The organism is Dubosiella muris (assembly GCF_004793885.1).
GTDB classification, from domain to species: domain Bacteria; phylum Bacillota_I; class Bacilli_A; order Erysipelotrichales; family Erysipelotrichaceae; genus Dubosiella; species Dubosiella muris.
On the sequence record NZ_SRYG01000023.1, the window covers coordinates 1 to 21,674 of the forward strand.

General features: G+C 52.9%; 16 protein-coding genes. 14 read left to right on the plus strand and 2 right to left on the minus strand.

Annotated elements, in window-relative coordinates; all coding sequences use genetic code 11:
* Positions 1–117 precede the first annotated feature (117 nt).
* On the plus strand, positions 118–726 hold the full coding sequence (locus tag E5336_RS10235) for a hypothetical protein (protein WP_135981022.1): 609 nt from the start codon (positions 118–120) through the stop codon (positions 724–726).
* 59 nt (positions 727–785) lie between these two features.
* On the opposite strand, the gene E5336_RS10240 is transcribed toward E5336_RS10235, so the two are convergent.
* Positions 786–2,003: an L-serine ammonia-lyase, iron-sulfur-dependent, subunit alpha gene (locus tag E5336_RS10240; RefSeq protein ID WP_135981023.1), complete on the minus strand. Its 1,218-nt coding sequence runs from the start codon at positions 2,001–2,003 to the stop codon at positions 786–788.
* 159 nt (positions 2,004–2,162) lie between these two features.
* Here E5336_RS10240 and E5336_RS10245 point away from each other — a divergent pair, with 159 nt between their 5' ends.
* The 6 genes from E5336_RS10245 (at position 2,163) to E5336_RS10270 (ending at position 7,400) form a co-directional block, all read left to right on the plus strand.
* Positions 2,163–3,347, plus strand: coding sequence for an ABC transporter substrate-binding protein (locus tag E5336_RS10245; RefSeq protein ID WP_135981024.1), 1,185 nt, complete (start codon positions 2,163–2,165; stop codon positions 3,345–3,347).
* A gap of 68 nt (positions 3,348–3,415) precedes the next feature.
* Positions 3,416–4,294, plus strand: a complete 879-nt coding sequence (locus E5336_RS10250) for a branched-chain amino acid ABC transporter permease (RefSeq protein ID WP_135981025.1) — start codon at positions 3,416–3,418, stop codon at positions 4,292–4,294.
* Between the two features lie 3 nt (positions 4,295–4,297).
* Positions 4,298–5,260 (plus strand): branched-chain amino acid ABC transporter permease, encoded by a 963-nt coding sequence (locus E5336_RS10255; protein WP_135981026.1) that lies wholly within the window; start codon positions 4,298–4,300, stop codon positions 5,258–5,260.
* Positions 5,260–6,039 (plus strand): ABC transporter ATP-binding protein, encoded by a 780-nt coding sequence (locus E5336_RS10260; protein WP_135981027.1) that lies wholly within the window; start codon positions 5,260–5,262, stop codon positions 6,037–6,039. The genes E5336_RS10255 and E5336_RS10260 overlap by 1 nt, the downstream gene beginning before the upstream one ends.
* A gap of 7 nt (positions 6,040–6,046) precedes the next feature.
* Entirely contained in the window at positions 6,047–6,751 is a 705-nt protein-coding gene (locus E5336_RS10265) for an ABC transporter ATP-binding protein (RefSeq protein ID WP_135981058.1), read from the plus strand.
* A 1-nt stretch (position 6,752) separates the two neighbouring features.
* Positions 6,753–7,400, plus strand: a complete 648-nt coding sequence (locus E5336_RS10270; protein ID WP_135981028.1) for a CBS and ACT domain-containing protein — start codon at positions 6,753–6,755, stop codon at positions 7,398–7,400.
* Between the two features lie 26 nt (positions 7,401–7,426).
* On the opposite strand, the gene E5336_RS10275 is transcribed toward E5336_RS10270, so the two are convergent.
* Positions 7,427–8,143, minus strand: coding sequence for a hypothetical protein (locus tag E5336_RS10275; RefSeq protein ID WP_135981029.1), 717 nt, complete (start codon positions 8,141–8,143; stop codon positions 7,427–7,429).
* Positions 8,144–8,208: 65 nt separating this feature from the next.
* Between E5336_RS10275 and E5336_RS10280 the strand changes: the two genes are divergently transcribed.
* The 7 genes from E5336_RS10280 to E5336_RS10310 all read left to right on the plus strand — a co-directional run bounded on the left by E5336_RS10280 (position 8,209) and on the right by E5336_RS10310 (position 21,650).
* Positions 8,209–8,727, plus strand: a complete 519-nt coding sequence (locus E5336_RS10280) for a DUF3783 domain-containing protein (protein ID WP_168353639.1) — start codon at positions 8,209–8,211, stop codon at positions 8,725–8,727.
* A 121-nt stretch (positions 8,728–8,848) separates the two neighbouring features.
* Positions 8,849–11,338: a translation factor GTPase family protein gene (locus E5336_RS10285; RefSeq protein ID WP_135981031.1), complete on the plus strand. Its 2,490-nt coding sequence runs from the start codon at positions 8,849–8,851 to the stop codon at positions 11,336–11,338.
* A 294-nt stretch (positions 11,339–11,632) separates the two neighbouring features.
* Positions 11,633–15,838, plus strand: coding sequence for a DNA-directed RNA polymerase subunit beta (rpoB, locus tag E5336_RS10290; RefSeq protein ID WP_135981059.1), 4,206 nt, complete (start codon positions 11,633–11,635; stop codon positions 15,836–15,838).
* A gap of 7 nt (positions 15,839–15,845) precedes the next feature.
* A complete protein-coding gene (rpoC, locus tag E5336_RS10295) occupies positions 15,846–19,736 on the plus strand; it encodes a DNA-directed RNA polymerase subunit beta' (RefSeq protein ID WP_135981032.1) in 3,891 nt (1,296 codons plus the stop codon).
* Between the two features lie 91 nt (positions 19,737–19,827).
* Complete coding sequence (locus E5336_RS10300) at positions 19,828–20,298, plus strand: hypothetical protein (RefSeq protein WP_135981033.1); 471 nt, start codon at positions 19,828–19,830, stop codon at positions 20,296–20,298.
* Positions 20,299–20,410: 112 nt separating this feature from the next.
* On the plus strand, positions 20,411–20,998 hold the full coding sequence (locus E5336_RS10305; RefSeq protein ID WP_135981034.1) for a TetR/AcrR family transcriptional regulator: 588 nt from the start codon (positions 20,411–20,413) through the stop codon (positions 20,996–20,998).
* Positions 20,979–21,650 carry a CPBP family intramembrane glutamic endopeptidase gene (locus E5336_RS10310; protein ID WP_135981035.1) on the plus strand — a complete coding sequence of 224 codons (672 nt, stop codon included), beginning with the start codon at positions 20,979–20,981 and terminating at the stop codon, positions 21,648–21,650. The genes E5336_RS10305 and E5336_RS10310 overlap by 20 nt, the downstream gene beginning before the upstream one ends.
* Positions 21,651–21,674: the final 24 nt, after the last annotated feature.

The following is a 21,674-nucleotide window of genomic DNA, read 5'->3' on the forward strand; positions in this document are numbered from 1 at the left end:
GTTTCTGGTTTTGAGAGATCGAACGACCACCTTGCCGCTGGCGAGGTTTTTTTTATTGGCATATGGAATGAAAGCTGTTTTTCTTTTTGTTTAAATAGAATCAGGAGATGATGTGCAATGAACAATTCGTCGAAGGAGGAAAACAAAAAGGTCCTGCTGGATCCCCAGCCGGCTTTACAATTTATTTTCGCGATGTTCGCCCTCTTTACGTGGCTGGGCGTTCTCGTGAAAGTGCCAAACGATTCCGCCATCACGATGGGAATTTTGGAAATTTCACTGGGCGCGGCCGCGTTTGCCGGCAGCATTTTAAATTTGATTCGTGGTGACCAGCAAGGAAACATCAACTTGATTTTGTCCGTTATTCTTGGCTTTTCGGGCGGTATCACCCAAATCGTTTCCGTGGTCGCCCATCAAAACCATTTGGTGTTCCATCCCTGGATTAGCAGCGTCGTGCTTTTGGTCGGCGCGATTTACATGGCGTGCTTTTTGCCGCTTTTGACAAAAAAGCCGCTTTATCAGCTTGTTTCCCATTTGAGCGTTGTGCTCGGCTTTTTATTTTCGTCGTTATCCATGCTGCTGGCCCAGCCTTCCTGGCGGGTGATCGGCGCGTGGTGCTTGTTTGTGTTTGCCTTGACGGCTCTGTATGCCGGCATCAGCAACATGTACAACGAAATGGGAATCCGCATTTGGCAGGGAAAAAGCCTGGCGGATTATTTAAAAAAGTAGAAAAAGAAAACGAAAGAGCTTTGGACGGATCCACGTCCTGTGTTCTTTCGTTTTTTCTTTTATTTTTGTGTTCGATGTTCCGGAACGACGATCGCAAGTCCGCCAAGGGCGCTTTCCTTCAACTCGATTGGAAGCTTTTTTCCAGTTAAATTCATTGTTTGCACAACCATGTCGAAGCTGACCCGGTTTTTTTTGACATTCCGTAAATATTTCGCCAGTCTGGCCGCGTCGATCGAACGTTGCGCCGCCACCGCGTTGCGCTCAATGCAAGGAATCATCACATAGCCTCCGACCGGATCGCAAGTGAGGCCAAGATGGTGTTCCAGGCCGATTTCCGCGGCGCATTCGATTTGGGAGTTGGTTTGTCCTTGCAAAAAGGCGATCATGGCCGCTCCCATGGAACAGGCGGCGCCAACTTCAGCCTGGCAGCCGGCTTTGGCTCCCGAAATTGTCGCGTTGTACTGGATCAAATTGCCAATCAGCCCGGCGACTTTCAAGCCCTTGATGATTTTCCCTTTTGGATACTCCAAGTCGTAGTAGTAGTGGTAGACAAGGGCGGGGAGCACTCCGCAGCTGCCCATCGTCGGCGCTGTGACCACGGTTCCACCGCTGGCGTTTTGCTCGCTGGCCGCGTAGGCGTAGCTTGCTAGAAGAAGGGCGTTTTGCTCCGTGATGTCGTCGCAGCTTTTCGCGGACTGGTTCAAGGCGCTGGCGACACGGTCAAGCTGAAGGGAGCCAGGCAGCACGCCGGTTTTTGACAGTCCTTTTTTTACGCTTTTGATCATGGCGCTGAAAATCGCCTTCATGTACGTGTCAAAGTCTTTTCCTTCGGTTTGATCGACGTACTCGTCAAAGCCGAGATGGTGTTTTTTGCAGTAGGCGTGAATCTCGTCCATCGTCGTCTGCGGATAGATGTTGTCGCCATCCAGCGCTTTTTCGCCATCACGTTCAATTTTGCCGCCGCCAATGGACACGAAGGTGTGGCTGGCGCAAGCCTTGCCGTTTTCGAAGACGTCGAAGCGCATCGTATTTGGATGCTGCACAGGACTTTTGATGTCGAACACGATAGAAACCGGAAGCGGTTTCAGCGTTTTTTTGATAATCATATCCGTTAAATGGCCGCGTCCTGTCAAGGCGAGCGATCCGTAGAGCGTCACCCGGACCTCGGTCGCATTGGGATAGGTTTGTTTGATGTATTCGCTGGCGCGCATCGGGCCAAACGTGTGAGAGGAGCTTGGTCCGGGGCCGATTTTGAAAATTTCTTTAATACTTTGCATAGTTTTGATTTCTCCACTTCCACCATTATACTTTGTCCTAAGCGATTTGTAAGGTTGAAAACGGTTTTCATGGATGGATGAAAAAGAATGAAAATTTTCTTGATTTTATGTGAAGGTTTGGGTATCATTATGACATATTATGGGAGGAGACATACAATTATGAAAGGTAACATGTGGAAAGTACTGGCCTCTGGTGCCATGGCCGCATCCATGCTGGCCGGATGTTCCGCCGGTTCCGGGAATGCCGGCGGTGCCGAAGGAAAAACACTGAATGAAGGGGATACCGTCAAAATTGGCTTGAACTTCGAGTTGAGCGGGGATGTGTCCAGCTACGGGCAGGCGGAGCGCAACGCGGCGCAGCTTGCGATTGAACAATACAACGCGCGGACGGATACGAAATTCAAAGCGGAAGGCGTGGAAGTCGACGACAAAGGCGACGCGGCCGAAAGTACGACGCAGGCCGTGAAGCTTTGCACGGAAGATGGCGTAGCGGCTATCGTCGGACCGGCGACTTCGGGCGCTTCGATCGCGACATACGCCGTGGCGGATGAAAACAGCGTGCCGGTTATTTCGCCGAGCGCGACGCAGGTGAACGCGATGATGAACGGGGACAACGCCTACGAATACGCTTGGCGCGTTTGCTTCGAAGATTCGTATCAGGGCGCCGCGATGGCGATTTACGCGGCCGACACCCTCAACTGTAAAAAGGCGGCTATTATCAACGAAACATCGGATTATGGTCAGGGACTGGCCAACCAGTTTGAAGAAACGTTTAAAGAGCATGGCGGAGAAGTCGTTGCCCATGAACAATACAACGCGGGCGACACCGATTTCGCTTCGATGCTGACATCCATGAAAAGCAAGGATTTCGACGTCCTCTACATCGCGGGGTACTATTCCGAGGCGGGTCTGATCATCAAACAGGCGCGTACCGATGGAATCGACTGCCCGATTGTGGGCGCGGACGGCTTTGAGTCGGAAGTGCTTTCCGAGCTGGCCGGCAAGGAAAATCTGAATCAAGTATGGTATACGACGGCGTACACGACCGTGGACGCCTCCGACGAATTGAACGCGTTCATCGAAGCGTACAAAGCGAAATACGATGAAACGCCGAATATGTTCTCCGCGCTGGCTTACGACGCGACCAACCTCGTTCTCGACGAGCTGGAAGCGACAGGAAAGACGGGCGCGGAACTGAACGAAGCCATCAAAAAGGCGGAATTCTCCGGCATTACCGGATCTTTCACATTTGACGAGGCGACCCATACGCCGGTCAAGAGCGTCATGGTCGTGAACCAGGTCGATGGCGTGCAGACGGAAGCAACGGAAGTCACAGTCGACTAATCAACCTTTGCGAGTTGAAAGGGGAAAGCGATTTCCCCTTTTTTCCAATTTAGAAAGAGAGTGATAAAATGAGCCAATTTCTTCAACAAGTCGTCAATGGATTGTCGCTTGGCAGCATTTACGCGCTGGTGGCGCTAGGATACACCATGGTGTACGGCATCATCAAACTCATCAACTTCGCCCATGGCGACGTGTACATGATCGGCGCGTATGTCGCCTTCATCGTGACGACGTATTTCGGGTTCGGCTTTTTTCCAGCCCTGATTACTTGTATGGTCGTCTGCGGTGTGCTGGGCGTTTTGATCGAGCGAATCGCGTACCGGCCGCTGCGGCACGCCCCGCGGATTACCGCCCTGATCACGGCGATCGGTGTTTCGTACGTGATCGAGTACACGACCGCCTATTTCATGGGCACGGAAAAGCGGACGTATCCGCAGCTGTTGTCCAACGCTTCGTTTAATTTGGGGCCAATCAAAATCACGACCCAGCAAATTTATATTTTTGTGATTACCATCGTTTTGATGATTATTTTGCAGTTTATTATTCAAAAGACGAAAATCGGCCGGGCGATGCGCGCGGTCAGCACGGACGAGAACGCGGCGCAGCTGATGGGAATCAGCGTCGACACCACGATTTCGTTCACATTCCTGATTGGATCGGCTCTGGCCGGCGCGGGCGGCATCCTGGTTGGAATTTACTACAATTCCATCAACCCGCTTATGGGAATGGTTCCTGGACTGAAGGCGTTCGTCGCGGCTGTTTTCGGTGGTATCGGAAGCATTCCCGGCGCCTTGATCGGCGGTTTGTTTATCGGAATGGCGGAAACGATGGTCGTCGCGTATGGCAGTTCGTTGTACCGCGACGCGATCGTCTACGCGATCTTGATTGTCGTGCTGATTGTAAAACCGGCCGGACTGCTCGGAAAAAATCAAAGAGAGAAGGTGTAGGCCATGTCGAAAGGTATTTTTAACAAAGTCAATTTGATGTGGATCGTTTCGATCGTCGTTTTATATCTTGTGCTGTCTTTGATGATGTCGGTTGGCATTATCAACTCCTACTATAAAATCACGTTGTTCAACATTTGTATCAACATCATGCTGGCGGTTTCGCTCAATCTTGTGATCGGGATTTGCGGCCAGTTCTCGCTTGGACACGCCGGATTTATGTGCATTGGCGCTTACAGCGCGGGTGTCATTACGAAAATGATGCCCAATTACTTTGGTCTGCTGCTTGGTTTGATTGTCGGATTCGTCATTTCCGCGATCGCGGCTTTGATCGTTTCCGTGCCGACATTGCGGCTGAAAGGCGACTATTTGGCGATTGCGACGCTGGGGTTTGCCGAAATCATCCGGATCCTTGTGCAAAACATGAAAATCACCAATGGCGCGGCCGGCTTGAGCGGCATCCCGCCGTTGACGACGTGGCCATTGCTTATGCTTGGTGTGGTGGCCACGATCGTGATTTGCTGCAACTTCACAAGGTCGGCGCCGGGTCGGGCGTGCATCGCGGTGCGCGAAGATGAAATCGCGGCCGAGGCGATGGGAATCAACACGACGAAATACAAGGTCATCGCGTTTGTGATCGGGGCGCTGCTGGCCAGCGCGGCTGGCGCGCTGTTCGCGTGCAACTTCTATGTGATCAAACCGACGCAGTTCACCTTCAACAAGTCGATTGACATCTTGGTAATGGTCGTGTTTGGCGGCATGGGCAGCATGACCAGCTCTGTTCTGGCGGCCATCGCGATTGGCTTGCTCAATATGGTGCTGCAAAACTTCACCGATGCCCGGATGATTATTTACGGCGCGATTTTGGTGATCATGATGATTTTTAAACCGGATGGCTTGATTGGAAACAAAGAGCTTTCGATGTCCAAAATCGCGAAGAAGTTCAAATCGAAGAAGGAGGTACGCTGATGGAACCCGTTCTTGAAGTGAAAAACCTGACAAAAAACTTTGGCGGCCTTTGCGCGGTTTCCAACGTTTCGATGGAAATCATGCCTGGCGAGCTCATCGGGCTGATTGGACCCAACGGCGCGGGCAAGACGACGCTGTTCAACTTGCTGACGGGCGTGTACGAGCCAAGCGAAGGGTTGATCGAAATGGATGTGGATGGCAAGAAACGGCAAATTGGCGGGTTGAAGCCATACAAGATCACGGACTATGGCGTCGCCCGCACATTCCAAAACATACGACTGTTCAAGTCGATGACAGTGCTGGAAAACGTGCAGGTGGCGATGCAGCGAAACATTCGTTACGGAACGATGACCGCAATTTTGCGACTGCCGAAATTTTACTCGGAGGAGCGCTGGGTGCGTGAGAAAGCCGAGGAGTATTTAAAAGAAGTTGGTTTGTATGGCAAGCGGCACGAGCTGGCGACCAACTTGCCGTATGGCGAGCAGCGCCGTTTGGAAATCGCGCGGGCGCTGGCGATTCAGCCCAAGATCTTGTATTTGGACGAACCGGCCGCCGGCATGAACCCGCAGGAAACGGCGGACTTGACGAATCTGATTCATAAAATCCGGGAGAAATATCATTTGACGGTTATTTTGATCGAGCACGACATGTCGCTGGTCATGAATATTTGCGAACGGATCTACGTGCTGGATTATGGCAAGATGATCGCCAACGGCACGCCGGAGGAAATCAAAAACAACGAGTTCGTCATCAAGGCGTATTTAGGGGAGGAGATCTAGTATGGCTATGCTTGAAGTCAAGGATCTGCATGTCCACTATGGCATGATCGAGGCGCTCAAGGGCGTTTCGCTAACGGTGGAAGAAGGACAGATCGTCTCTTTGATTGGCGCCAACGGCGCGGGGAAGACGACGCTGCTTCAGTCGATTAGCGGGATCGTGAAAAAAAGCGGCGGCGAGGTAATGTTTCTTGGCAACGACATATACAAAGCCTCTCCGCAAAAAATCGTGGCCCAGGGATTGACGCAGGTGCCGGAAGGACGGCGGATCTTTACCGGTCTTTCCGTGTACGAGAATTTGATGATGGGCGCCTATTTGCGGAAAGACAAAAAAGGAATCGAGGAGGATCTGCAAAAAATCTACAAACAGTTTCCGATTTTGGAGCAGAGAAAAGGGCAGGACGCCTCCACGTTGTCGGGTGGCGAGCAGCAAATGCTGGCGATGGGACGCGCCTTGATGGCCAGGCCGAAGCTTTTGCTGCTCGATGAGCCAAGCATGGGACTGGCGCCGATTCTGGTCAAGGAAATTTTTTCGATCATTCAGGAAATCAACCAGACCGGCACGACCGTTTTGCTTGTGGAACAAAACGCGAAAATGGCGTTGTCGATCGCGGATTACGCGTACGTTCTGGAAACCGGAAACGTCGTGCTGAGCGGTTCCGGGCAGGACCTGATCGAATCGCCGGAAATCCAAAAAGCGTATTTAGGAGGATAATATGTTTAAAGTAAAAGATTTTATGACCAAGGACGTCATCACGTGCGAACCGGATGAGAAGATCACAAAGGTCATCGACTTGATGAATACGAAGCATATTCATCGTCTGCCTGTCGTGGACGCCAACGGGAAACTGACGGGCATGATTACGGAAGGGATGATTGCCGGAGCCAACAATTCGGCAACATCGCTGTCGATTTTCGAATTGAACTACCTGCTTTCGAAAACCGACGTCAAAACCGTCATGATCAAAAACGTCATCTCGATTCGCGAAAACGAATTGATGGAAGAGGCGGCGCAGAAAATGCTTCAAAACGATATCGGCTGTCTTCCCGTCACGGACCGGGATGGAAAAGTTGTCGGGATCCTGACGCAAAACGATATTTTCAAGAGCTTCCTGAACGTGCTGGGCTGGGAAAATACCGGATCGCGCATCACGCTGGAAGTGAAAGACGAAGTCGGTGCGCTGGAAAAGATTTCCAAGATCTTCGCGGATCAGGCCGTCAGCATTTCGAACATTGGCGTGTACGCTTCGCAAGACGGCGTGGCGAGCATGGTCATTCGCAGCGATACGACGCAAATCGACCCGATCACAAAAGCGCTGGAGGAAGGCGGATACACCGTCCAGGAAGCGCTGGTGATTGAATAAAGAAAACGACGGCGAAAACCGTCGTTTTATTCGTCAATCTTGTATGTATCCAAATCGTCCGGAAACGGAATGGAGGAAAGCTTGTCGTAGTCGGACACACGAATCGTAATGGCGATGGACGTATCCAGCGCGTGCTCGTCGATCTTTTGAGCAAGGTCGGCGTCAATGCGCAAATCGGTTACGACGCCATCATTGATTTTCGCTTCCAATGTGGCGTGGTCGACATCGACGGAGCCATAGGCGTCAAGCAGTTTGGCCAGTTCGCCTTTGTTGATGTCGAACGAATACGTGTCGCCCTCTTTTTTCCCGGAGGTGAACACTTGTTTCAGTTCTTCGTCCGTCATGTCGAGAAAGGGATCCAGATTGGTTAGCTTGGAATCGGTCTTCAGCCCGATTTTTTCGATGACGCTTTGCGTTTTCACCCCCATGGAGTTTAAATAGGTCTTTCCGTCCTTGATGTAAAAGTCAAGGAAGTTGTCCTGGGTCCGGCCGCCCGCTTTTAGGCTGGACGTCGCGGCGAGCGCGAGTTGGTTTTTTTGATCGAAATAAAGGTTCGCTAGAATTTCACTGGGGTCGTCCTCGTTCATGACGATATTGAACTCGACATGGGCGGAGTCGGCTTGAAACGTATGGTGAAGCGCGTTGAAAAATTCAAGAGAGAGATCGGCTGGCGCGTTCTTTGAGCATGCAGTTAGTCCGAATCCGAAAATTAATGTTAGTATGAAGATGGTTATCTTTTTCATATGGCCTCCGTTTTCGCCATTTTAAAATGAAACCTTCTGATTTGTCAAAGAAAGGACACAATGTTATGGTGCTGATATATTATGGAAAACAATACGCGCTACGCGACCAAGTTGCCGAAGTGCTGGAACAAATGCACGTTCCGTATGTCGAACTCGGGGACGAAGACCTCGACCGGACGCTGAAAGAGCTGATCCAAAAAGAGGAATCCACAGCCTGTCTGGAAGGCGAACGCGACATCTTTATGTATTTTAGCGATGTGCCTGTCGACACGATTGAGAAAATCGACGACGCGCTGAAAGCCAAAGGCATCCACATCGTGCACAAGGCGGTCAAAACCGACACGAACCTTGGATGGAAACTATCGGATTTGCTGGATCACATCCACGCGGAAGCTTCCTATTTTCAAAAACGCGAAAAGTTGCGTACGCTTGTTTCCCATCCGGATCCGGTTCTTTTAAGCACGAATCCCAAATACCGCGATTTAATGGTGATGGGCTTCGAGCTGCTGGAAGAAACCGATGTGCCTGAAAAGATGTATGACACAGCGATTCATTTGATCGAAACCTTTCCCGAACACGCATGATACACGAAGGCCCCGTCGCTTGATGGGGCTTTGTTCATAAAAGACAATCTAGTTTTGAAAAGACGAATGTGCTATTTTTAATTCGTTCAACATTCGTTCGAATCAGAAGGCCAGGAGGTGGATGGAATTGAAGAAAAAAATCACAATCGGCATTTTAGCCCATGTCGACGCCGGGAAGACGACATGCATCGAAAGCATGTTGTACAAGAGCCACACGATCAAAAAAGCCGGGCGGGTCGACCACCGGGATTCGGCGCTGGACTACGACGGACAGGAACGGGAACGGAAAATTACGATTTACGCTAAACAAACACGGTTTGCCTGGAAGGAAAACGAGATCTTCGTCATCGACACGCCAGGACACATTGACTTCTCCACGGAAATGGAACGCAGTTTGCAAGTGCTGGACGCGGCTATCTTGCTGATCAACGCCCAGGACGGGGTGCAGTCCCACACGGAAACGATTTGGAACTGTTTGCAGCGCTACAAGATCCCGACATGGGTTTTCGTCAATAAAATGGACATCAGCTTTCAAAGCCGGCAGGATTTGATGGCGGATCTGGAACGCCGCTTGTCCGCCAACTGCATCGACATGGAAGAGGAAGGCCGCGAAGAGAAACTCGCGATGGTCAACGACGAGCTGCTGACACACTACACCGAAGACGGAACGCTTCCGCTTTCGCTTTTGCAGGAAGCGCTTTGCCGCCGGGAATGGTTTCCCGTTTATTTTGGCAGCGCCCTCAAGCACGAAGGAATCGAGGCGCTGCTGGACTCGATCACCACATACACCCTTGAAACGTCGTATCCAAAAGAGTTTGGCGCCCGCGTCTTCAAAATCAACGAGGAAGGCATCGCCTTCATCAAGATGACTGGCGGGACGCTAAGTCCCAAGGAAGTCGTCGAAGGCGAGAAGATCGACCAGATTCGCGCGTATCAAGGCGAAAAGTACACGCTGGTCCAGCAAGCGTCGGCAGGTGACATCGTCGGTTTAAAAGGAGCGCCGTCTTTGCGAATCGGCCAGGGGCTCGGCTTTGAAAACGATCAAAAAGAATCGCTGCTCAACGCCTGTCTGGAATACGAACTGCTGCTGCCCGAAGGCGTCGACGCCGTGACGATATGGCCGTTTTGCGAAAAACTAGCCAAATCCGATCCCGGTCTGGAGCTGGCCTACCACGAGCGCAGCAAGACGATCTCGCTTTCGCTCATGGGCGAAGTCCAAAAAGAAGTGCTGCAGCGACGCATCGAGGAAGGCACCGGCATCCGCGTCGGCTTCACGCAAGGAAAAGTGCTTTTCAAAGAAACCATCGCCTCTCAAAGCTATGGCGTCGGCCATTTCGAACCGCTGCGCCACTATGCCGAAGTCCACGTCGTATTGGATCCTTTGCCGGCGGGCAGCGGGATCCAAATCGTCAACGAAAACAAAATCGAGAATTTGTCGTTGGGCTGGCAGCAGCAAATTTTGAACGCATTGCGCTACGCCCACAAAGGCGTGCTGACCGGAGCGCCTGTGACTGACATCAAAATCCGCTTCATCGCCGCCAAAGGCAACCTGAAGCACACCTCGGCCCAGGACTTCGCGCAGGCGGCCCGGCGGGCGGTTCGCCACGCTTTGCGGAAAACGAAATCCGTTCTTTTGGAGCCGTATGCCGATTTTGAAATCCGCACGCCAACGACGTCTTTGTCGCGGGTGCTTTACGAGCTGGATCAAAACAAGGCGGAATTTGCGATTGGCGACAGCGACGAGGAAATGAGCGTCATCACCGGGAAAGGCGCAGTGCGGCTGTTCATGAACTTTCAGAGCAGCTTGTACGCCATATCCAAAGGGCGGGGCCGGTTTACGATGCGCTCCATCGCCTACGCTCCATCCCCGGAGCAGGAATCGCTCGTCGAACAAGCGGGATACGATCCGGACGCCGATTTGCGTCATCCGACAGGCTCGGTGTTTTGCGCGCAAGGATCGGGCTATTTCGTGCCGTGGGACGAAGTGGAAGAGCACATGCATTTGCATCCGCTCGAAACGCACAACGAGACGACGTACCGTAGCGTGCGCTTCAAGGTAGGCGACGAGGAGGCCCGGCGCGTGTTCGAAATGCAAAGCGGGCGCAATCAAAAGGAAAAACAAGTCCAGCCGAAAAAGAAAGTCAAGGCGGACTTGTCGTTCGAGGAAGTGAAAATCGAGCCGCGCAAGCCGACTTGTTTAATTGTGGACGGATACAATATGATTTACAGCTGGGCCTCGCTCAAGGAGCTGGCGCGGGTGGATTACGATTCGGCCCGGGAGCGGCTGCTTGACGCCATTTCCAACTACCAGGGATACAAGGATATCGAGGCGTATGTGGTATTCGATGCCTACCGGCGCAAGGAAAGCGTCGGACGCAACGCGCATCGTGGCAAGATGAATATAGTCTTTACCAAATACGGGCAGACGGCGGACGCCTACATTGAAAAGCTCGTGCACGATTTAAAAAAGAAGTACACGCTTATCGTGGCGACGTCCGACGGGCTCATTCAAAACTCGATTCTCGCCCAGGGTGCCACGCGGCTTTCGGCCCGGGAGCTGGAAAGCCGCGTCATGCGCACGAACCAGATCGCGTTCGAGCATTTGAAATAAGGGCGGAAACGAAGGCTTGGGGGGCAAGCCAGGCGGAAGGGAGAAATAGCAATCCTTTCCGCTTTTTTTGAAGGCGCCGGGAGTGAAAAATGCGCTCTTTTGATGGAAAAAGGCGAAAAAAAAAGCGGGAATCCATCCGCCAACGTAAAAAAATCCTTTATAGTATATAGAAATTTCACAAAAAATTCAACGTTTCATTTGACAAAAGTAACAAGGGTTGCTAATATAATAAATTGCATAATAGTCTGAAAAATCGGCTGTTTTAAGCAGACAGACAACGAAAGGATGGCGTACATGGATAGCAACAAAGCGTATCGCATTGTCTCTTGTGGAAATAAATCCTCCCGTCGAGACTACTCTAAAGTAAGCGGAAATTTAGAGCTGCCAAATCTGGTGGAAATCCAAACCGATTCATTCGAATGGTTTACCCGACATGGAATACAGGAGGTTTTCGAAGAGATTTATCCCATTGAAAACTACGGAAAAAATATTAAGCTGAATTTTCTTCGTTATCATTTTGACGAGCCAAAATATAACGCGGAAGAATCAATGTATAGAGAATGCAACTATGCCGCACCGTTATATGCGGACATGGAACTGGAAATCACGGACCCGGAAACCGGGGAAGTGCGCACAAAGCAGGAAGAGGTTTATTTAGGCGACTTCCCGCTGATGACGGAAACGGGAACTTTCATCATCAATGGTGCGGAGCGGGTCATCGTCAGCCAGATCGTCCGCTCGCCAGGCGCGTATTTTTCGGAAGTATACGACGAAAAGACCGGTAAACAAAACTACAACTGCGAGTTGATCCCGAGCCGCGGTACCTGGCTTGAATTCATGACCGAGCAGAAAAAGACGATGGCCGGACGCACAATCAACGTGTCGATCGACCGCCGCCGCAAGATCCTGTTCTCGATTTTCTTCAAAGCGCTGGGCATGTCCTTTGGCATCGAGAAAAACGAGGACGCGTTCGACACGAAAGATCTTTCCAAGTTTTTGGCTTCCATCGGACGCCATGTGGAAGATCCGGCCGTGGATGAGGAAGACCGCGAATACATGAACATGTATTTGATGCTTTATAACGGATTCTTCGGCAAATACGAGGAAATCGAAAACACGTTGCTCAACGACAAGGTGAAAACGACCGAAGAGGCGCTGCTTTCTTTTTATGAAAACCAGCGCAGCGACGAGATCCCGACGCTGGACGGCTCCATCTCGCTCATGCAGGCCAAGTTTTTCGATCACCGCCGCTACGACCTGACGAAGGCGGGCCGCTATAAACTCCGTAAAAAGCTGAACGCGTACGCCCGGATGATGAACAACACGCTGGCGTACGACATCGTGGACGTCGATGGCAACGTGGTCATGGAAAAGGGAACCCATGTCCACCGCGACGAGCGTAACAAACTGCGCGATGTTCTGGCCAAAGGCGGATACATGAATCCATATCCATTCCGTTCCGAGTTCCACGAGGAGGACATCGTCACGATTCCGACCTCGTACAACGCCGGGCTTGTCGGCCGGGTGCTGGCACGCGACGTGGAAGTCGACGGCGTGCTTTACGAGCAGGGAACGGTACTGACACAAAACGATGTGGACGCGATCCGCGCCAAAAAAGAGGACGTGAAGATTTATGCCGGCATCGTCGCGAAAAAAGTGACGCTTACGCCGGAAAACTTCCAGGCGGTCATGAATTACGGACAGCGCCTGTTCGCACTGGGCCGGCTGACCAACGCCCATGGCGCCGATTTGATGGACGACGAGTTCGAGCTTGTCGTACCTCGCTACACGGTTGGCGTGTCGCCGGATCGGCTGGACGACGCCGCGATGCTCGCGCTTCAGCAGCGTGTCGGCCAGGAGGAAGTCAACGCCTGGCTGATTGGCGCCGCTTTGCAGGAAGTCGAAGTCGTCGACAAAGACGAGCAAATCGTCAAGATCATCGGAAACGACCCGTTTGCTGAGCGCCACACGATCACGATGGCCGACATCTACGCCTTCTTCGGCTATGATTTGAATGTCATGGACGGCATTGGCGAAACCGACGATATCGACATGCTTGGAAACCGCCGCATCCGCGCGGTTGGCGAATTGATCCAGAACCAGTTCCGGATTGGTTTGTCCCGCATGGAACGCGTCGTGAAAGAAAGAATGTCGATTCAGGAGCTCGACAGCCTGACGCCAAGAAAGCTGACGAACATTCGTCCGCTGACCGCCGCGATCAAGGAGTTCTTCTCGAGTTCCCAGCTGTCGCAGTTCATGGACCAGCAAAACCCGCTGGCCGAGCTGACCAACAAGCGTCGTATCTCGGCTTTGGGACCTGGCGGTCTGACACGGGACCGTGCCGGATTCGAAGTGCGTGACGTCCACTCGTCGCACTACGGCCGGATTTGTCCAATCGAGACGCCGGAAGGTCCGAACATCGGTTTGATCTCGAACTTGACGACCTACGCGAAAATCAACGAATATGGCTTCATCCAGACGCCATATCGAATTGTGAATAAAGATGGAACGGTACAAGAAAAAGCCATTTACCTGTCCGCCGACGAAGAAGCCGACTATGTCATCGCCCAGGCCAACGAGGTGCGCGACGGCCGGCTCATCAACGACCGTGTCGTCGCCCGGAAAAACGGCGACACGATCATCGTTGCCCGCGACGAAGTCGAACTGGCCGACGTCTCGCCAAAACAGATCGTTTCGGTAGCGACCGCCTGCGTGCCGTTCCTGGAAAACGACGACGCATCCCGCGCCTTGATGGGTGCCAACATGCAACGTCAGGCCGTGCCTCTGCTCGTTCCGCATTCGCCATTTGTCGGAACGGGAATCGAATACAAGATCGCGAAAGATTCCGGTGTCGGCATCGTCGCGAAGCAGGACGGCGTCATTACGTATGTGGATTCGCTGCGGATCGTCGTGACCGACGGCAACGGCGACGCCCACACGTACCAGCTGCGTAAGTTCGCCCGCAGCAACGCCTCCACGTCCATCAACCAGCGTCCAATCGTGAAGCTGGGCGAGGAAGTGAAAAAAGGCGACATTTTGGCGGATGGACCAAGTATGGAAAACGGCGAGCTCGCCCTCGGTCAAAACGTGACGATCGCGTACATGACGTGGTATGGCTACAACTATGAGGACGCCATCATCATGTCGGAGCGCATGGTCAGCGACGATGTGTACACGTCGATCCATATCGAAGAGTATGACATCGACTGCCGCGACACGAAGCTTGGACCGGAGGAAATTACCCGCGACATTCCAAACGTCGGGGAAAACGCGGTGCGCAAGCTCGACAAGGACGGTATCATCATGGTCGGCGCGGAAGTGAAGGAAGGCGACATTCTCGTCGGAAAAGTCACGCCGAAGGGACAATCCGAAGTTTCGCCGGAAGAGAAGCTGCTGCTCGCCATCTTTGGTGAGAAATCCCGCGAAGTGCGCGACAACTCGCTGAAAGTGCCACATGGCGGCGCCGGCATCGTGCATTCTGTGCGCATCTTCAAACGGGGCGACGGATCGGATCTGCCGCCAGGAGTCAACGAGCGCGTCAAAGTGTACATCGTGCAAAAGCGTAAGATTTCCGAAGGCGACAAAATGTCCGGACGTCACGGAAACAAAGGTGTCATTTCCAAGATTTTGCCAATCGAGGACATGCCGTTTACCCAGGATGGAACGCCAATCGACATCATCCTGAATCCGTTCGGCGTGCCAAGCCGTATGAATATCGGGCAAATTCTCGAGATCCACTTGGGATATGCCGCCAAAAAACTGAATCAGAAATTCGCCACGCCGGTATTTGACGGCGTGTCCAACGAGGAACTCGCTTCCATCATGCAGGAAGCGCAAATGACCAAGGATGGAAAACAAGTATTGCGCGACGGCCAGACCGGTCTGCCGTTCGACGAGCGGATCTCGGTCGGCGTCATGTACATGATCAAGCTGGCCCACATGGTTGACGACAAGCTGCACGCCCGCGCCACGGGTCCTTACTCGCTTGTCACGCAGCAGCCATTGGGTGGTAAAGCGCAAAACGGTGGTCAACGGTTCGGAGAGATGGAGGTTTGGGCTCTGGAAGCCTATGGCGCCAGCCATACCCTTCAGGAGATTCTGACGATCAAGTCCGATGACATCCAGGGCCGTATCAAAACATACGAAGCCATTATCAAAGGCAAGGATATCCCGGAACCAGGCATTCCTGAATCGTTCCGCGTCCTGATGCACGAGCTGCAAGGTCTTGCGATCGACGTGCGTCTTTTGGACAAGGAAGGAAACGAAGTGGATATCACCAACGATGACGACGAGCACGTCGTCGTTCACGAAACGGAAGTGTTCGAGCATCCGGAAAACGAGAAGCTCGAAAACGATATCGAACCGAAAGAAGACATCATTGATGTGGATGTCGACGATGTCGATCTCAACAGCGTGGCATCGGAAGATGTCAACGAAGCCGATCAAATCGACGAAAAAGAAATCGAAGATGTGGAAGACAACATAGAAGAGGAGGCGTAAGTCCAGAATGAGTATCAACAATTTTGCCTCGATCCAGGTCCAGCTCGCCAGTCCGGAAACGATTTTGAAATGGTCCCACGGCGAAGTCACAAAGCCGGAGACGATCAACTATCGTTCCCAGAAGGCGGAAAAGGACGGTTTGTTCTGCGAACGCATTTTTGGCCCGACAAAGGACTGGGAATGCGCGTGCGGAAAATATAAAAAAGTACGTTTCAAAGGCGTGGTCTGCGACCGATGCGGAGTGGAGATCACGAAATCAAGCGTTCGCCGGGAGCGGATGGGGCACATCGCCCTGGCCGCGCCGGTAGCGCATATCTGGTATTTGCGCGGTATTCCAAGCCGGATGGCTCTGCTTTTGGACGTCACGCCAAAACAGCTTGAGGAAGTCGTGTACTTCGTCAGCTACATCGTGACGGATCCAAAGGATTCGGGTCTGGCTTACAAGCAAATCCTGTCGGAACGCGAATACCGGGAAAACATGGCGATTTACGGCGCGTCGGGCTTTACCGCCCAGACCGGCGCCGAAGCCGTGCTTCGTCTGCTCAAGGACGTCGATCTGGAAAAGGAATACGACGACGTGCAGACCGCGCTGGAGAAAGCGCAAGGCGAAAAGCGTAAAAAGCTGATTAAGCGTCTGGACACGATCAACGCGTTCCGTCATTCCGACAACAAGCCGGAGTGGATGATCCTGACGAACATTCCGGTCATCCCGCCTGATTTGCGCCCAATGCTCCAGCTGGATGGCGGCCGGTTCGCGACAAGCGACCTGAACGACTTGTATCGCCGGGTCATTACGCGAAACAACCGTCTGCGCAAGCTGCTCGAGCTGGGCACGCCAAACATCATCGTGCAAAACGAGAAGCGTATGCTGCAGGAGGCGGTGGACGCCCTCATCGACAACGGTCGTCGTTCCAAGCCAATCACGGGAGCGGGCGGACGCGCTTTGAAGTCGCTTTCCCACTCCTTGAAAGGAAAGCAGGGACGTTTCCGTCAAAACCTGCTCGGTAAACGTGTCGATTTCTCCGGTCGTTCCGTTATCGCGGTCGGACCGGATTTGAAAATGTACCAATGTGGTATTCCGCGTGAAATGGCGATCAACTTGTTCAATCCGTTCATCATCAACGAGATCGTGAACGAAGGACTGGCCGCCAACCCGAAAAACGCCGAAAAACTCATCGAGCGCCGCGATCCGCGCATCTGGGACGTGGTGGAAAAAGTCATCGACGGCTACCCGGTTTTGATGAACCGCGCGCCGACTTTGCACCGTCTGGGAATCCAGGCCTTCCTGCCAAAGCTGGTTGAAGGTCGCGCGATGCGTCTGCATCCGCTCGTTTGTACAGCGTTCAACGCCGACTTTGACGGCGACCAGATGGCCATCCACGTGCCACTGGGCGAAGAGGCGCGCGCCGAAGCGCTCATTATGATGCTGGGTTCGCACAACATCCTCGGGCCAAAAGACGGCAAGCCAATCGTTACGCCAGGCCAGGACATGGTCATGGGAAACTTCTATTTGACGATGGAGGAAACGAAGCAGGAGCTTTTGGACGAGGCGAAACGCTACGAGGAAACGAACTGTCCTTTGGAAGCGGCCAACTGGAAACGGTTCGCCGAAAACGAGGGCACGGTGTACGCCAACGAAGAGGAAGTGCGGCTCGCCTACCAGATCGGTCAAGTGCATTTGCACTCGCGCATCGCGATGCCGGTACGCGGCATGAAAAAGACGTCTTTCGACGCTTCGCACGCCGGCGACTATTTGGCGACGACGGTCGGAAAAGTCATTTTCAACGGCATGTTCCCGGCCGACTTCCCGTATTTGAACGAAGTCAGCGCGGAAAACTTCAAAGCGACGCCGGATAAATATTTCATTCATCCGGGGGAAAACATCAAGGAGTTTGTCGCGAACCTGCCGATTACGCCGGCGTTCAAGAAAAAAGATTTAGGAAGCATCATCGCGGAAGTGTTCAAACGCTATTCGGTCGATGAAACCGCTGAAATTCTGGACCAGATCAAGTCGCTGGGATTCAAGTATTCCACAACGGCTGGAATCACGGTCGCGCTCTCCGATATCGAAGTCGCGCCAAACAAGGAAATGCACGTCGAGGAAGGACGTCAAAAAGCCGACGCGCTGAAGAAGATGCAGCAAAAAGGCTTGCTGACGCTGCCAGAATGGGAATCCCGTCTGAACAAGATGTGGGATAACGTCAAAGACGGCATCGCCGACGAGCTGATGGCAAACATGCCTCGGAAAAACCCAATCTTCATGATGAGCGAGTCCGGCGCCCGTGGTAACAAGCAGAACTTTACCCAGCTGGCCGGTATGCGTGGATTGATGGCCCGTCCGGGTCATGGTAAATCCCGCCATGGCGAGTTCGTCCCTTCCATTATCGAGGTCCCGATTTATTCGTGCTTCCGTGAAGGTCTGAACGTGTCCGAGTTCTTCTTAAGTACGCACGGTGTGCGGAAAGGGTTGACGGATACCGCTTTGAAAACCGCCGAGTCGGGTTACTTGACGCGTCGTCTGGTCGACGTCGCGCAAGATGTCATCATCAAGGAAGACGACTGCGGCACCGACAAGGGATACTGGGTCGAAACACTGATCGACCGCAAGACGAACACGGTCATCGAGGAGCTGAAAGACCGTCTGGTCGGACGCTACTCGAAGCAGGATGTCGTGCATCCGGAAACCGGGGAAATGATCATCGAGAGCGATGAATACATTACCGACGCGATCGCGCAAAAAATCGTCGACGCGGGCGTGACGGGCATGTACATTCGTTCGCCGTTCACGTGCAAGTCCACGATGGGTATTTGCCGCAAGTGCTATGGAAAGAACATGGCGACGGGTAAAGACGTCGAGGTCGGTGAAGCGGTTGGTATCATGGCAGCGCAATCCATTGGCGAGCCAGGTACCCAGCTGACCATGCGTACGTTCCATACCGGCGGCGTGGCCGGTTCCGGTACCGGTGACATCACGCAAGGTCTTCCTCGTGTCGAGGAGCTGTTCGAGGCACGTCATCCAAAAGGCGTGGCGGTCATCGCGCAAATTTCAGGCGAGATCACATCCATCGAGCGTGTCGATGGCACGATGCGCCAGGAAGTCGTCATTACCAACGAGCACGAAAGCGTCGTTCACAAGCTGAACGCCAACCAGTCGCTCCGTCCATGGGTGACGATTGGCGCTACGATCGAAGCCGGTCAGGCCATTACGGAAGGACCGCTCGATCCAAAAGAGCTGTTGAGCGTAGCGGGTGTGCGCGAAGTGCAGGACTATATTTTGAAAGAAGTCAAGAAAGTGTACCAGAGCCAAGGTATCGAGATTTCCGACAAGCACTTGGAAGTCATGATCAAGCAGATGATGAAAAAAGTTATCGTCATCGACAGCGGCGACACGGATTTGAACGTGGGCGTGCAGCTTTCTTTGAACAATATTACGAAGATCAACCGCGACGCGTTGCTGAGCGGCAAGACGCCGGCGACTTTCAAGCCGGTTCTGCTCGGTATCTCGAAGGCGTCGGTGGAAACCGATTCGTTCCTGTCGGCCGCCTCGTTCCAGGAAACGACCAAGGTGCTGACGGACGCGACGATCAAAGGAAAAGTCGACCATTTGATCGGCTTGAAGGAAAACGTCATCATTGGCAAGCTCATTCCGGCCGGAACGGGCGCCAAGGGCGATCGTCCGCAAAACGAGATCATCGCGGCGAAAGCGAAAGAGCTGCGCGACAAGCGTCTGGCGCGTACGCGTGAAACGCACGACGAGCAGTTTGAAGAAATCGCAAGACAAAACAGCCAGGAGAAAAACCAGGCGGTTCCGGTTCTCGAAGACAACTTGACGTTGCTGGACGATTCGGCCGCGGACGACTTGTTCAATCAGTCGCTGGATATGGCCGTGGAAGAATAAAAGAAACGAAAGAGGATGTCCGCTATAGGGCATCCTTTTTTACGTCGCGAAACGAAGTTCGTATAATGAATGGGAAACGAGAGGTAATCGAATGAAACAAAAACAAACTTTGGTCCTGGTGGCCGCGATCGTACTCGTGCTCATCATCGCGATGGGAGTTCAGTTCAACCGAAATAAAAAAGGGGCGCAAGCCGGCCAGGAAGAAACGACGGATGTGTACGTGGAAGCCGGAAACCGGGCGGACGAAGCGCTCGACGACGTCAAGGAAGGCATGCGCGCCACCGGCGAGGCGGAAGACGAGGACGCCATCATGATGGAAAACCGGCTGGTGCAGGAACAATACGGATTGTATCCGGGCGAATACGAAGTGAAGAAACCGGTGACGATCGTCAAGGCGCTGGACACGAAAGAAAAGATCGGGACGTTGGAAACGGGACAAGTAGCCAATATCGTGAATTTAAGCGAGTCGGATGGCGACGAAGTGTTTGGCCAGCTTGACGACGAAAACGGCGGCTGGGTGCTGATCCAGACGCAGGACACGAAGAATTTACAGGCAAAATAGGAAACGATGGGGGAAAACGCGGTCCTGGAAAGCGGTTTCCCTTTTCTTTTCGGGAAAGTCCATTTATAATGCTTGTTATATAACGAGCGTTATAGGCTAGGAGGCAGGGAAAATGGCACCCAAACCAAAAATCACAAAAGAGCGAATTGTCGAGGCCGCTTTCCACATCGCGCGCGAGTCGGGCGCAGAACAGCTCAACGCAAGAAGGATCGCGCAGGCGCTACATTGCTCCACGCAGCCTGTGCTGTACCATTTCGGGACAATGGCGGAATTAAAACAAGCCGTTTACAACAAAGCGGACCGGTTTCATACCGAATATTTGATGAGCGGGCCGTCCTCTTCGAAAGACGTGTTGCGGGGAATCGGCCTTCGTTACATCCGGTTCGCCAAGGAGGAGGCCCATTTGTTTCGGTTTTTGTTCCAATCCGGTTTCGTGGCGGAAAAGAGTTTTCCCGACATGGTCGATTCCGGGGAGCTGGCGCCCGTTCTTTTGGCGATGAACGGCGCGATGAAAACAAGCATGGCGCAAACGAAACAAATCTTTATGACGATTTCCTTGTTCGCGCATGGTTACGCGAGCCTTTTGGCTAACAACGAGCTGGACTACGACGAAGCGCAAATCCAGTCGCATTTGGAACGCGCCTATCGAGGAGCCATGCTCGCGGCGCAGGAGGAAGAAAATGAAAGAATTGGGGAATAGGAAAGGAAGCGCGGCGATCGTGCGAATCGGCATCGCGCTCATGCTCGCGCTGACGGCGACCAAGATCGTTCCAGCATCCAACATCGCCGGGTATTCGGTTTTTGTAGGGATCGCGTTTTTCTTTGTGACGGAAGCGGTGTCCAGAACACCGGATCCGGAATCGGGATTGCGGTTTCGCGGCGTTGGCAAGGAATTGAAAAAGCCGGATGTGCTGCTTTGGATGGCGCTGCCAAGCGTCAGAGGGATCCTTACGCTGATCGTTGGAAACTGGCTTTTTGGCGGCGCGTTCGCGACCCATGTGGTCGGAAGAACGAGCGCGTTTTTGTCGTTTGATCAAGGCTTGTGGCTGGTTGTCCAGCTGGCGCTTGGCGCGTTTGGGGAGGAAATCGCCTACCGGGGCTTTTTCCTTGGCAAAGGGATGAAGCTTTTTCCGTTTTGGCTGTGCATGCTCGTTTCCTCTCTCGCGTTCGCCTTTGGCCATTTGGCGTCGGGAAATCTTTGGCTTGTGGCCTACGATGTGGCAGGCGTCTTTGTCGACAGCTTGATTTACTCGATGATTTACTACAAAACGAGCAACTGTGTCATGAGCACGCTCGCCCATCTTCTGGCGAACGCGATTTCGATTGCCGCTCTTTTTCTTTTCGTCTTGTAAAGACGCAAATACGGGTTGATTCTA

Coding starts and splice junctions, on each gene's coding strand:
- E5336_RS10235 (WP_135981022.1), top strand. CDS start 118: ATGAACAATTCGTCGAAGGAGGAAAACAAAAAGGTCCTGCTGGATCCC.
- E5336_RS10240 (WP_135981023.1), bottom strand. CDS start 2,003: ATGCAAAGTATTAAAGAAATTTTCAAAATCGGCCCCGGACCAAGCTCC.
- E5336_RS10245 (WP_135981024.1), top strand. CDS start 2,163: ATGAAAGGTAACATGTGGAAAGTACTGGCCTCTGGTGCCATGGCCGCA.
- E5336_RS10250 (WP_135981025.1), top strand. CDS start 3,416: ATGAGCCAATTTCTTCAACAAGTCGTCAATGGATTGTCGCTTGGCAGC.
- E5336_RS10255 (WP_135981026.1), top strand. CDS start 4,298: ATGTCGAAAGGTATTTTTAACAAAGTCAATTTGATGTGGATCGTTTCG.
- E5336_RS10260 (WP_135981027.1), top strand. CDS start 5,260: ATGGAACCCGTTCTTGAAGTGAAAAACCTGACAAAAAACTTTGGCGGC.
- E5336_RS10265 (WP_135981058.1), top strand. CDS start 6,047: ATGCTTGAAGTCAAGGATCTGCATGTCCACTATGGCATGATCGAGGCG.
- E5336_RS10270 (WP_135981028.1), top strand. CDS start 6,753: ATGTTTAAAGTAAAAGATTTTATGACCAAGGACGTCATCACGTGCGAA.
- E5336_RS10275 (WP_135981029.1), bottom strand. CDS start 8,143: ATGAAAAAGATAACCATCTTCATACTAACATTAATTTTCGGATTCGGA.
- E5336_RS10280 (WP_168353639.1), top strand. CDS start 8,209: ATGGTGCTGATATATTATGGAAAACAATACGCGCTACGCGACCAAGTT.
- E5336_RS10285 (WP_135981031.1), top strand. CDS start 8,849: ATGGAATTGAAGAAAAAAATCACAATCGGCATTTTAGCCCATGTCGAC.
- rpoB (WP_135981059.1), top strand. CDS start 11,633: ATGGATAGCAACAAAGCGTATCGCATTGTCTCTTGTGGAAATAAATCC.
- rpoC (WP_135981032.1), top strand. CDS start 15,846: ATGAGTATCAACAATTTTGCCTCGATCCAGGTCCAGCTCGCCAGTCCG.
- E5336_RS10300 (WP_135981033.1), top strand. CDS start 19,828: ATGAAACAAAAACAAACTTTGGTCCTGGTGGCCGCGATCGTACTCGTG.
- E5336_RS10305 (WP_135981034.1), top strand. CDS start 20,411: ATGGCACCCAAACCAAAAATCACAAAAGAGCGAATTGTCGAGGCCGCT.
- E5336_RS10310 (WP_135981035.1), top strand. CDS start 20,979: ATGAAAGAATTGGGGAATAGGAAAGGAAGCGCGGCGATCGTGCGAATC.